Source organism: Alteromonas genovensis (assembly GCF_010500895.1).
GTDB lineage: Bacteria > Pseudomonadota > Gammaproteobacteria > Enterobacterales > Alteromonadaceae > Alteromonas > Alteromonas genovensis.
This window is the reverse complement of sequence record NZ_JAAAWO010000016.1, coordinates 12462-25217: the sequence shown is the minus strand read 5'-3', so window position 1 is coordinate 25217 and position 12756 is coordinate 12462. Positions and strand designations below refer to the sequence as shown.

Below are 12756 nucleotides of genomic sequence, written 5' to 3'. Positions count from 1 at the left end.
CACAATTACGACTCTAATTTCAGGAATAGACTATGAACCAGACCGTTACCGACCACACTGTATATCCTCACTTATTTCGTCCTCTCGATTTAGGCTTTACCCAATTAAAGAACCGCGTGATCATGGGCTCAATGCATACCGGCTTAGAAGAGCTTCCTGATGGTCATAAACGCATGGCTGCATTTTACGGTGAGCGTGCTCGTGGCGGTGTAGGACTTATCGTGACCGGCGGCATCGGCCCAAATGAAGAGGGCTCAACTCACCCATCTACGGTTCGCCTTGATACTGATGAAGCCATTAAAAACCATAAAGAAGTGACCGATGCTGTGCATATCGCTGGTGGCAAAATTTGTATGCAAATTCTGCATACCGGTCGTTATGCCTATGGTCCTAAACTGGTTGCGCCTTCAGCGGTGCAGGCACCCATTAATCCGTATAAGCCTAAAGCCCTTGAAGCGGATGAAATTGAAAAGCAGATTAACGACTTTATTACCACCGCTACTCAAGCCCAGCGCGCAGGCTACGACGGCGTAGAGATAATGGGCTCTGAAGGCTACTTTTTAAATCAGTTTATTGCCCGCAGAACTAACCATCGCGATGATGAGTGGGGCGGTGAATACGAAAACCGTATTCGATTGCCTATTGAGGTCGTTCGCCGGGTTCGCGAAGCCGTAGGTGAGCGTTTTATTATCATTTACCGTTTGTCTATGCTGGATTTAGTGGAAGGCGGCTCTACTTTTGATGAAGTTGTGCAGCTAGGTAAAGAAATAGAAAAAGCCGGTGCGACTATAATCAATACGGGTATTGGGTGGCACGAAGCGCGAATTCCAACCATTGCCACGAAAGTGCCGCGTGCGGCGTTTACTTGGGTGTCGGCGAAATTCCGCGAGCAGTTGTCTATTCCTCTTATTACGTCAAACCGCATAAACACGCCCGATGTGGCTGAAACCGTGCTTGCTCGTGGCGATGCAGATATGGTGTCTATGGCGCGCCCGTTTCTTGCAGACCCCGATTTTGTGCGCAAAGCTCAGCAAAACAAAGCGGATGAAATTAATACCTGTATTGGCTGTAACCAAGCCTGTCTAGACCATGTATTTAGCGGCAAAATGACCAGCTGCTTGGTAAACCCCCGTGCGTGTCACGAACTAGAGCTTAATGTAAAACCTGCTGACAACAAAAAGCGGGTAGCGGTCGTAGGCGCTGGACCTGCGGGTCTCGCAGCTGCGGTCACATCAGCTCAACGAGGCCACGATGTTGTCATTTATGATGCCGCAAGTGAAATTGGTGGGCAGTTCAATATTGCCAAGCAAATTCCTGGCAAAGAAGAGTTTTATGAAACCCTTCGTTACTTCGCTCGTCAAATAGAGCTACACGACAACATTACCTTGAAACTCAATACCCGCGTTGACGCCTCAACCCTAAACGATGAAGGGTTTGACGATGTGCTAGTGGCAACAGGTATCAAGCCAAGAATGCCAGCTATTGAGGGGATAGAGCACAGCAAAGTGATGTCTTACGTTGATGTACTAAGAGACAAGAAACCGGTAGGTAACAAAGTGGCTATTATTGGCGCCGGTGGTATTGGTTTTGATACTGCAGAGTACCTCTCACACGGAAAAGAAACCCCTAGCTTAGACATTCCGGCGTTTATGAAAGAGTGGGGCATTGATATGACAATGACAGCGCGAGCGGGAATTGAAGGAATGAAACCTCAGCCTGAGCCATCGCCTCGAGAAATATTCTTGCTACAGCGCAAGTCATCGAAAGTGGGGCGTGGCTTAGGTAAAACCACTGGTTGGGCACACCGAGTAGGCTTGCTAGCAAAAGGGGTTACTATGATCCCAGGCGTTACTTACGATAAAATTGATGATGAAGGGCTGCACATTACCGTAGACGGTAACTGCCAAGTATTGCCAGTAGACAATGTCATCATTTGTGCAGGCCAAGAGCCATTGCGTGATATTGTTGAAGGGCTGAAAATGTCTTACCACTTAGTGGGCGGTGCAGATGAAGCATTAGAACTTGATGCAAAGCGCGCTATCGACCAAGGTACAAGAGTATGCGCTGAGGTGTAGTTTTCACCTCTGCTTCGCAGAAACTGCGTGCAGCACAATCTTCATATCCTAAATCCCGCAAGATAGAAAAAGGAGTCTTAAACCAAGGCTCCTTTTTTATTGCCATTTTACTGGCATTTTATTGCCATGTAAGCGGCTGATACCTATGTCGTTCCCAATTACCTTTACAAACAGTTCTCGTAATCAGCCGTTATAAAAAGCTTTCGCTAATACCTCGCATAACCGCCTTTGCGACGGTTTTTGACAAGCTAATCCTCCACTAAGCAGTAGATGAAAATGCAAGCCAGTCTTTGTACACCGCGTCCAGTCCTTGCTTTGTGATTGCATCAACGACTTGTTCTACAGGCCGATTATCATCAATATCAAATTGGCTAAGGGCTTCGGTAGGTTGGCTGTAGCCTCCGGGCTGAGTTTGGGATGCCGCTGACATACTGGTTATACCTAATGAAAGCGCGCCGTCTCTAAACCTTGCCGATTCCCGAGTTGATAACGATAGTTCGGCTTGAGGGTTAAATAATCGGTGCGCGCAAATAAGCTGAAGTAACTGCTTTTCATCTGGAAGTTGGGCGTACTGCAGCTGGTTTGCACCGCCTTCGCAGCGCCTAAGGCGAGGAAATGAAATTGACACACGACTTCGCCAATAGTGTTGCTGTAGCAGTTGGCCATGGAGTGCTGTCATTACGCTGTCTACTCGCCAATCTCCTAAGCCAAGCAGCGCACCAATACCAATTTTGTCTATGCCTGCTTTACCAAGGCGATCGGTGGTTTCTAGTCGCCACAAAAAATCCTGCTTTTTGCCTCGTTGGTGATATTTAGCGTAGTGCTGTGGCGAATAGGTCTCTTGATAAACCAATACCGCGTCTAAACCCAGCGCTTTTAGCTTGGCATAATCATCAAGCTTTAGCGGTTGCACCTCCATCATAAGGTAACTCACATTATGCCGTATTGCCTTGAGTACACGCTCAAAATAGTGAACACCTACCTTAGTTTCGTGTTCACCTGTTACCAGCAATACGTGGTCGAAACCCATATGCTTAATGGCATTTATTTCGTTTCGTATCTCATTGGTATCCAGGGTGGTGCGCTTTATCTTATTGCTCATGGTAAAGCCGCAGTACGTGCACTCATTGGCACATAAGTTAGACAAATACAAAGGAACGAACAAGTTCATAGTATTGCCAAATCGATGGCGAGTGCGCTGTTGCGACAGCGCAGCCATGGCTTCTACATAGGGCAGCGCGGCGTGAGAGATAAGCGCCATAAAGTCATCAATATTAAGAGTTTCCTTAGTGAGCGCGCACTCTACATCTTTTGCCGTTTTAGCATTAAGGGATAAGGCGATATGAGCTAAATCTTGCTGCAATAATTGTCGGGCTACGTCCATTTACGACTCCAAAAACGAGGTTAACGGGCTGGTAGCAATGCTGTGTTCTTGCGAAGCCCCTAAGCCCGCTTCAAACGCCTTACGTCCAGTTTCAACCGCACACTTAAAAGCAGCTGCCATGGCGATAGGTTTTTTAGCAGTCGCTATGGCAGTATTCACTAATACCGCATCTACCCCCATTTCCATGGCCGCCATCGCATCGCTGGGTTTGCCAATACCGGCATCAACAATAACGGGCACTTTTGCCTGCTCAACAATAATGCGAAGGAAGGGTTTTGTTTGTAGCCCTTGATTGCTGCCAATAGGCGCACCTAGTGGCATAACTGCTGCGCAACCAACTTCTTCTAACCGCTTACATAGCACAGGGTCGGCACCACAATAAGGCAGCACCTTAAAGCCTTTGTTAACTAATGTCTCGGCCGCTTTTAATGTTTCGATTGGGTCGGGCAGCAAATAGCGTTGATCAGGGTGAATTTCCAGCTTTATCCATTGACTGCCAATGGCTTCAAAGGCAAGCTCAGCGGCAAAAACGGCTTCTTCGGCTGTTTTCGCCCCCGATGTATTTGGCAGTAAGGTAACACTAAGCTTTCGCAACTGGGTGAGCGTTTCATCATTGGTAGCGCCCCCTTCACTAAAAGCTACGCGCTTCATCGCAAGCGTGACCATGTCGCTGCCAGCTGCGAAAACCGCATCATGCATAGTATTGGCATTACTGAATTTGCCTGAGCCCGTAAGTAACCTCGAAGAAAACTCATGATTTGCGAGTGTAAACATGCTTATCCTCCCGCCACTAAGGTAAATATATCGATGTGGTCTCCGTCTTGAAGGTGGGTGAGGAACCATTGAGACTTACTTAAAATAGAATGATTGTAGGCAACTGCAGTACCTTCAACGTTTGTCGCATAACCATGCACTATTTCACCAACAGAAATGGGGCTTTCACAGGTTTGAGATTGGTTGTTTAAAACGATAGTGATTGTTGTCGTTTCAGCGTTGCTTTTAGCATTTTTTTTACTGGTACCACTAACATTAGTGCAATTGGCAACATCAGTGCAATTAGTAACAGCACTGTCATTCTTGTCAGCGCTGGCGACGTTTTTGACAAGGCCAGTGTGGATGTTATTAGATTGATTATGAGTAGAATTCATTGGCATACCTTACAATCTGGTGAGGGAGGTAAATGAAAGGATTGAACGCTGGCATCAATTGCGTTGCCTACGATATAGCGCCCCCATTGAATTTTTGCCAAGTGCCTTTTGGCTAAAAAAAGTAGGGCCTGTGTTGCTTGATGGCAGGCAGCAATCCCCACGACAGGGCCTAAAACGCCCTGGCTTTGGCAGTCTTGGGTTACATTATGCTGTGCCACTAGGCAGTTATAACAACCACAGGGGGGAGCGACGTTGCGACTAACGTTCTGTGTCTGGCATTGCTGATTAGCTTGGCCGGCATGCTCAGTCTGGCTAGAATAATCAGTCTCGCAAGTACAACCAGAGCCGGGGGCTAACTGATGTGCCGAAGCAAGAAAGGAATGGCAGGGTAAGTTTATCGCTTGCCAAGAAAATCCGCTAGCTGCTGCAATAAAAAGCGGTTTTTTAGCTGCAACGCAGGCAGCGTTAATGTCTCGTCTGATAGCAACAGAGTCGGTGCAGTCGAGCACACAGGTAGCATCGTCAATAAGCTTCTGAAGGTTGCGCTTCTCAGCAAACACGCTTTTTGCTCTAATATTGATGTTAGGATCGACTTTATGCAGCTCGTTGCCTAGTGCCTTCGCTTTTAAGTCACCTAAGTGAGTTTCATTATAAGTTACCTGACGCTGTAAGTTGCTTACGTCCACAATGTCGCCATCAATTAATGTAATATTACCAAGGCCAGCCCCCACTAAAAATCGAGATGCCAGCGTACCTAATCCGCCAAGGCCTATTACTACCGCATGGGCGCGATGAAGGTTCGCTTGGCCCTCTTCATCAATTTCGTTTAACAACAGCTGTCGGCTATAACGCCGAATATCGTCTCTATTCAACAAAGCCAGCCTCCTTTTGAAGAGTGTGATACGCGGCATGAGGGCAGGGCGCTTCGGTAATTGCGGTTACTACTGCAATGTGTGTAGCTCCCGTGTCGGCTACTGCTTTACAGCGGTTTTTGTTAATGCCGCCAATCGCCACTGTAGGAATACCGCCACACAAATCGACATAGTGCTTCAGTCGGTCAATGCCTTGCGGTTGTGATGGCATGTCTTTCGTTTTGGTGGCAAAAATGTGACCTAAGGCAATATAAGAAGGCGCCAGTGATTTTACTCGCTGAATTTCAGCATAACCATGGGTAGACACGCCTAGGCGCAGGCCTGCTTTCCTTATTGCATCGATGTCTGCGGTAAAAAGGTCTTCCTGACCAAGGTGGACACCATACGCACCATGCTCAATGGCTAGCTGCCAATGGTCGTTAATGAAAAGCTGACATGATGTGCTTTTCGTCAGTGCCACTGCCCGTTGTATCTCCTTGGAAATACGGGCTTTATCCCATGGGCTAATATCCTCTTTAATCCGCAGTTGAATAGTTTCTACCCCTGTTGGTAAAAGCTTCTCTATCCAGTCAGCACTATCAACCACTGGATAAATACCACGCTTAGTATGTGACAATGGCAAGAACGGCTTTTCACGCCTTTCATTATGATGTTTATCAAACACATCGCTCTCAGTTTTACACCCGTCAACACTGTTAAAAGCGCCGCTTTTTATAAAAGCTACCGTTGGAAATGCATCTCTATTTGTGGGGAAACCCGCCAACCTCGGGACTTGGGGCACACTTTGTCGAGAACCTGTTAGCGAGCTTTGCGAATAGGATGACGATGAGACATCTCGAACATTTTTCACATAGGCATTGGCAAGGGTGAGCGCATCGATAATGCTGTAGCCTTTTGCCACAAACGCTGCGATGGCACTGGCCTGCATGCATCCCGTTCCCCGTAGTTCGCTGTGGTGAACTCGCGGTTGAGAAAAGGCAATTTCTTCACTGTCGGTGAAGTAAGTATCGGTGGCATTATGCTGCCATCGCGCGTGACCGCCTTTCACTAAAACGCTTTTCGCTCCGCTATTTATCAGCGTCTTTGCTGCATGTCGAACGTCGCGATTATTTTTAACTTCGCTTTTAATTTCGCTTTTAGTTTCAAATGCATTGTCAATTTCACTGTCTATGAAAATACCAGCCAGGCTTGCTAATTCATGTGTGTTGGGCGTGACTAAATCTACAACACGAAGCAGCTGTTTTATGACGTCTTTACTCAGGTTACTCAAGGCGCCTTTTGATGAGCTAAACAATACTGGGTCCCACACAATCAAAGGGCGCGGGACACTTAGCATCTCAATTCGAGTGCTCAGAACTTTAGCCTGCGCATCGTTTGCGATAGCGCCAATTTTTATACACAAAGGTAATGCTTCAGCCGCTAACACTTGCCATTGCTCATTAATTAACGATAGCTGCATAGCTTTACTGCTAGTCATAGCGTAGTGTGACTGCGCCGAAACCAATGTGACAATGGCGCAGCCATGCACACCTAAGTCGGCAAGCGTAGCAAGGTCGCGGGTAATACCCGCGCCGCCACTAGAGTCTGAGCCGCCCACACACCATACTATTGGCGAGCAGGCTTTTTCTGGTTCACTCATCAGTTAACCTACTGTTTTATCAGCACTGTGATACAGTTCGGCGCCGCTCTCATTAAACGCTTTCGCCATCTCTTGCATCCCTTGCATTTTTTCTTGTTGTACTTCCAGTGCTTCTTGTTTGATTGTCTTTTGTTCAGCCACTTCGGCTTGCTCTTTTGCTGATTCCTTAGCTTGCTCTTTTGCAACTTCCCGCACTTCTTGAGATATTTTCATGCTGCAAAATTTAGGGCCGCACATAGAACAAAAGTGAGCCACTTTACCCGATGCTTGGGGCAAGGTTTCATCGTGATACGCACGAGCGGTGTGAGGGTCGAGGGCAAGGTTAAACTGATCTTCCCATCGAAATTCAAAGCGGGCTTTAGACATGGCATTGTCCCGAATTTGAGCTCCAGGGTGGCCTTTTGCTAAATCGGCTGCGTGGGCCGCTATCTTGTAAGTGATAAGCCCTTGCTTCACGTCTTCTTTGTTGGGTAAGCCTAAATGTTCTTTAGGCGTTACATAGCAAAGCATTGCGCAGCCATACCAGCCAATCATTGCTGCGCCTATGCCTGAAGTAATGTGATCGTACCCCGGAGCAATGTCGGTGGTTAAGGGGCCAAGGGTGTAAAATGGCGCTTCATGGCAATGGGTAAGCTGCTCTTCCATATTGGCTTTAATCATGTGCATTGGTACATGACCTGGGCCCTCAATCATTACCTGAACATCGTATTCCCATGCAATTTTGGTCAGTTCACCAAGGGTATGAAGTTCGGCAAATTGGGCTTTGTCATTGGCATCGGCAACGCTTCCAGGGCGAAGGCCATCGCCTAAAGAGAGTGACACGTCGTACTGAGCGCAAATTTCACAAATTTCGCGAAAGTGTTCGTACAAAAAACTTTCTTTATGATGGCTTAAACACCACTTTGCCATAATTGAACCACCCCGAGAGACAATGCCCGTAACGCGGTTGGCCGTAAGCGGCACGTATTCAAGCAACACCCCGGCATGAATAGTGAAGTAATCTACACCTTGCTCGGCTTGCTCAATAAGTGTGTCTTTAAAAATAGCCCAATCTAGGTCTTCGGCCACGCCATTCACTTTTTCGAGTGCCTGGTAAATGGGCACAGTACCTAACGGCACCGGGCTGTTTCTCAACAGCCATTCACGGGTTTCATGAATGTTTCGGCCCGTGGATAAATCCATAATGGTGTCGGCGCCCCATCGGGTAGACCACACCAACTTTTCGACTTCTTCTTCAATAGAAGAAGTCACTGCTGAGTTACCAATATTGGCGTTAATTTTCACTAAGAAGTTGCGGCCAATGATCATTGGCTCTAGTTCGGGATGATTGATGTTACAGGGAATGATTGCCCGGCCCGCCGCCACTTCTTGGCGAACAAACTCTGGGGTAATTGCGTTGGGTAGGTGAGCGCCAAAGCTCTCGCCAGCGTGTTGCTGAGATAGCTCTGCCTGCTTTATCGATTGTCTGCCCATGTTCTCCCGAATGGCGATGTATTCCATCTCGGGGGTAATAATGCCTCTGCGAGCATAGTGCAGTTGCGTTACATTTTTTTGTGTTTTTGCCTTTTTAGGCTTTGCAGTGCGAACAAACCTAAAATCCTCAGTAAATAAATCTGCTTCTCGTTCTTTGGCGAAAGACGAAGTTACGCCAGCGAGCTCTTGAGTGTCGGCGCGGTTCTCTATCCATGGCGTGCGAAGGGCTGGTAAACCGGTGTGCACATCAATATTTTCAAGGGGGTCACCATAAGGCCCTGAGGTATCATAAACAGGAATAGGAGGGTTAGGTTCTAAAAGTGGGTTTTCTTCTGTGCCGCCAATTAAACTGTCATGCTGGTGGATAAGGCGCATAGCAACTTTAATATCATTGCTACTTCCTATTTCGTAATGACGAGTAGAATTTGGGTAAGCCTCACCGGCTAATTCATTGATAAATTGTTGCGCTTGTTGGCGCTGTTCGCGTCGTGTCGACATAGCATTTTGGCCTTCTTGAGTTGGCGTTAGATAAAATGCTTGTCAGGAGTGAAAAGGAAAATGAAGGCGAGGAAAGTTCAATTAATTAGCACTCATTGTCATCGCCTTGGGCGACAGCCTTTGAGAGCCGTAATTTTACGTACCGAGTTTGTTTACGCACCGAATTTACATAAAATGTTTATTTAAGAAACAGTGATTTATGCAAAATGGTTGTATACAAAACCAACATTTTCTCTTGTTCCCTTCGCAGGTATTAGCCTGATCAGGTTCTACGGATCCCGCTTTCGCAGTCTCAGCTTACTGGATTTCCAGTGAAGCACTCCGACAAGTGATTGAGCTATTACTATATATTCACCCTGTATCTAATTACAAGCCTAGTCATCTTTCATATTCAGGGGGGCAACAGCAAATACAGTCGGTCTCACCAGCTGTTAAGTCTTGGTTTTGTTTTTAAGTAATTGATATTGAAACAAGTTTAATTGAGATTGAATTAACGGAGTCTGGGCTGCTTATTGAGAAGGAGCGTGCTATTGCACAATTAAGCATTCTTCGAGGACATGGTTTTACTGTATCTCTCGACGACTTCGGCACGGGATATTCATCATTATCATATTTAAGTGCACTGCCTCTTGATGTATTGAAAATTGATAAATCTTTCGTAGATGGCTTAGACGATGTAAAAGACAGAGAGCTAGTAAAAACCATTATTGCGATAAGCAAATCTATGGAGCTAGGTGTTATTGCCGAAGGTATAGAAACGAAACATCAGGTTGAAACGCTTTATAATATGGGGTGTGAGCTTTTCCAAGGGTACTATTTTAGCAAGCCTCTTTCTGCCGCAAAGATTCGCTCTTGGCTACCCAAAACTTAAACGTATTGATGAACAACATTATCAATACTGCGCAATATGCTGCTGTTAACCTGTCAGACGCACACTTAAAAGTCGCTTAATGCGTGCACGAGTACGTTGTGTTTTTTAGCAACAACGTGGCTTCATGTCCTTTGTTCCAAAAGGAGAACGATTCACTATCGTTTTCACTATTGCTCTCGCTTTTGTACCGGGCACCTGAAGCACTTCTGTCTCGTTGCAATATTACAGACTCTTCTGGCAGCGTCAGTAATATGGTTTCTGGACCTAAAAAGCGCATTTCGATACGCCCTAGAGTCGCGCAATGAAAAACATGGTGTTCTGAGCTTTTATCGTCCTGTTTGTTTTTTGTGTTTAAATCAACAGCGCGTAATGTGTTATTGCTAGCAGCTGGCTTGGTAATGTTGCCATCGTTTATTTTAACCAGCTTTAGGGATGTAGTCTGGTTTTTTGATAAAAACCATACCCATGGTTTGTCTTTACTTATTTCTAGTTTATTTGCGCTTTCAAGTGCACCAATCAATCGCTGCTCTTGTGCCATTAGCGCAGGGGAGCACATCTTTCTTGTTAGTGCTAACTTACGTATTGAAATCTTGTCAATCGTGCGTGAAATCTGCCCAGTAAAGTTATTACAGCCTGCACGACCAGAAATAGTATTTCCCGAAATCATAGCCGTTAGATGGCTTTTATCGATAACGCCGGCGCCGTTTATATTCTCAATAAGCCAGTTTCCATCGAGTTCTAGCGCAGATCCCTCTTGCTTAGGCGACGAGCTGCTAAAGTTAGTAGCACAACCTGAAAAACAGAGTGCGAATACAGCGAGTAACCAAAATTTACACATCACGAATTTTCCTTTTTCATAAAGGTGCTTAGAAGGAATGACAAGAAAAAGCACAACATCTGGGTCAGATGATAAACAGCACAAAGTCCGCTGCAAAAGCTCACAGACATCCTATAAGCCCGAGTTTACTGCTCTTATCTAAAAACTACGCTTATCTAAGACCAGCACGTCTTCTTGCGGCAATATCGAAAAATCAAACTCACCGAGAATATTCATACCTAAAAGCCCATCTGCATCGGGCAACGCTTCTTCAGGCAATACAATGGCAGAGACATTGTTAAACGTGTACCCAGCAAACCTAAATTCTGGAATTCGTACAAGGGGGGCTTCAACACTTCCAGAAGCCGTTTGAATAGTAAATATGCCAATAAAAGTTAAATTTCGCATTTTGCCTAAACGGGCATACAAATTAGACGAAATTGCCGTCGTGCTTGCGCCCGTGTCGAGGATCATAGACGCGCTCTGATTAAGAGCTTGGGCATTAACGTGATATGAATTTCCAATGCGTTCTAGTTTTACACGTACGGTATTATCGTCCTCTAAAAGCGAGTCTTGAAGCTGGGGTTCGTCTGTGGTGTTAGAATCTGTCGCTGCTACCTGCTGTTCAAACGCTATCTTTCGAATAGCTTGCGCGTCGCGGTCGTTAAAGGGAAGGGCTGCTAATACATCTTCCATTAGGGTAGCTTTTAACTGATGGGCATAAGCAGTTGCTAAGTTAAGGGTGTACGTTTTGTTATCTGGCACGCGCTGAAAAAGTGGTTCGTTAAGCTTTGCTACCAGCTCCCACTGATGACTACTGCTAAGTTGCTGCTGAGCTTGCTGATACAAGGTTTGAATTTTTTCATTTATTTCAACTAACGCTGTATTCGATAGGGGCAAATCTGCCAAATCATAATAGTTAAGTAGTGCAGTAGGTAACGGCTTGGTTTGTCTTATAAGCTCTGCCTCTAACAGCAATAAGGGCTCACTTAACGGCGATATTTTCAGCTGTCTGTTGAGGGACGCAGCCAGTGCGGCCATATCACCACTTTGTAGTAACGCATTGAGCTCTGACAGTGAGCGCATCCCTTTAATCGATGCGCCATTTGTGTTTCTAGCATCCATGTTTCTATCATCTATGTTTCTGGCACCGTCGATACTATTGCTACCACTGCGTTTATATGCCTCTTCAGAGCGCGACCCGTTAGGCGAGATAGCATCATCGTTTTGCGCTGCAAGGTTTTGATTTAACGCGTTCTTATTTGAGTGGGGATTTGAGTGGGGATTTGAGCGAGGATTCGACTGCGGAGAGTTTGAAAAGCGCTGCCAAAGATAAACATTAAGCAGTAGCGAAGCGGTGAGCACCAGCAACAGTGTTATCAGAAGCATGCGGTTCATTTAACTCAGCCTATAGAAAATTGTGCAATGGAGGTAAATATCATTATGTTTAATAGTTCGCTAGTCGCGTATCTGGGTTAACGAATTAGGGTTTTGCAATGTCGCCAGTTGTTATACAGGCAGAGTGGTAGGCATCAATAAACTGAGCGGGCATTCGCTTAGGCACTCCGGTATCAAGGCTAACGCAAACAAAGGTGGTTAGCGCATCAAATACCGTTTTACTACGTTCAGGGCAAATAAATTGAAACTGACGAGTAAGAGTAAGGCGTTTATCGCATTGCACTATCCAGGTTGCGCACTCTAAGGTATCACCTAGGTGAGCAGGAAGGTGATAGTTGAGTTCATGTCGCTTAATCACCATGCCCCTATTAAGCGATTGGTAATCGGCAAATTGCAGGCCAAGGGCATTAGAATGGGCCCACGCGAGCTTTTCTAACTGCGACAGATAGGCCACGTTATTCACATGCTTATAGTGGTCAATATGAGTATCATCAATATGCCAATGTTGAATAAATGGAGCATCATACATCCAGTTTAACGTATGCTCGGTCACGCAATTTTCCTTTCATGTTCATATGCTT

11 protein-coding genes and 1 riboswitch are annotated in these 12756 nt (G+C 45.9%); of the genes, 2 read left to right on the top strand and 9 right to left on the bottom strand.

What is annotated here, in order from left to right:
- Positions 1 to 32: 32 nt before the first annotated feature.
- On the top strand, positions 33 to 2075 hold the full coding sequence (locus GTQ48_RS16610; protein WP_163107664.1) for an NADPH-dependent 2,4-dienoyl-CoA reductase: 2043 nt from the start codon (positions 33 to 35) through the stop codon (positions 2073 to 2075).
- Positions 2076 to 2334: 259 nt separating this feature from the next.
- Here GTQ48_RS16610 and thiH read toward each other — a convergent pair whose 3' ends face one another.
- From thiH to thiC, 6 genes are read right to left on the bottom strand one after another with little or no spacing between them, the layout of a single operon-like run.
- On the bottom strand, positions 2335 to 3459 hold the full coding sequence (gene thiH, locus GTQ48_RS16605) for a 2-iminoacetate synthase ThiH (RefSeq protein ID WP_163107663.1): 1125 nt from the start codon (positions 3457 to 3459) through the stop codon (positions 2335 to 2337).
- Positions 3460 to 4233, bottom strand: coding sequence for a thiazole synthase (locus GTQ48_RS16600; protein ID WP_163107662.1), 774 nt, complete (start codon positions 4231 to 4233; stop codon positions 3460 to 3462).
- 2 nt (positions 4234 to 4235) lie between these two features.
- The gene (gene thiS, locus GTQ48_RS16595) at positions 4236 to 4607 is read right to left on the bottom strand and encodes a sulfur carrier protein ThiS (protein WP_163107661.1); all 372 of its coding nucleotides are present in this window, start codon (positions 4605 to 4607) and stop codon (positions 4236 to 4238) included.
- Complete coding sequence (locus GTQ48_RS16590; RefSeq protein WP_239060167.1) at positions 4604 to 5482, bottom strand: HesA/MoeB/ThiF family protein; 879 nt, start codon at positions 5480 to 5482, stop codon at positions 4604 to 4606. Before GTQ48_RS16590 ends, thiS begins: the two co-directional genes overlap by 4 nt.
- The gene (gene thiE / locus GTQ48_RS16585; protein WP_163107659.1) at positions 5472 to 7118 is read right to left on the bottom strand and encodes a thiamine phosphate synthase; all 1647 of its coding nucleotides are present in this window, start codon (positions 7116 to 7118) and stop codon (positions 5472 to 5474) included. The genes GTQ48_RS16590 and thiE overlap by 11 nt, the downstream gene beginning before the upstream one ends.
- Before the next feature lie 3 nt (positions 7119 to 7121).
- The gene (thiC, locus tag GTQ48_RS16580) at positions 7122 to 9089 is read right to left on the bottom strand and encodes a phosphomethylpyrimidine synthase ThiC (protein WP_163107658.1); all 1968 of its coding nucleotides are present in this window, start codon (positions 9087 to 9089) and stop codon (positions 7122 to 7124) included.
- 222 nt (positions 9090 to 9311) lie between these two features.
- Positions 9312 to 9423: riboswitch (TPP riboswitch) on the bottom strand.
- Between the two features lie 123 nt (positions 9424 to 9546).
- On the opposite strand from thiC, the gene GTQ48_RS16575 reads away from it, so the two are divergent.
- Complete coding sequence (locus GTQ48_RS16575; protein WP_163107717.1) at positions 9547 to 9960, top strand: EAL domain-containing protein; 414 nt, start codon at positions 9547 to 9549, stop codon at positions 9958 to 9960.
- Between the two features lie 76 nt (positions 9961 to 10036).
- Here GTQ48_RS16575 and GTQ48_RS16570 read toward each other — a convergent pair whose 3' ends face one another.
- The 3 genes from GTQ48_RS16570 to GTQ48_RS16560 form a co-directional block, all read right to left on the bottom strand.
- On the bottom strand, positions 10037 to 10798 hold the full coding sequence (locus tag GTQ48_RS16570; RefSeq protein ID WP_239060172.1) for an META domain-containing protein: 762 nt from the start codon (positions 10796 to 10798) through the stop codon (positions 10037 to 10039).
- A 138-nt stretch (positions 10799 to 10936) separates the two neighbouring features.
- The gene (locus GTQ48_RS16565; protein WP_163107656.1) at positions 10937 to 12175 is read right to left on the bottom strand and encodes a retropepsin-like aspartic protease family protein; all 1239 of its coding nucleotides are present in this window, start codon (positions 12173 to 12175) and stop codon (positions 10937 to 10939) included.
- A gap of 85 nt (positions 12176 to 12260) precedes the next feature.
- Positions 12261 to 12728: a thioesterase family protein gene (locus tag GTQ48_RS16560; protein ID WP_163107655.1), complete on the bottom strand. Its 468-nt coding sequence runs from the start codon at positions 12726 to 12728 to the stop codon at positions 12261 to 12263.
- Between the last annotated feature and the right edge of the window lie 28 nt (positions 12729 to 12756).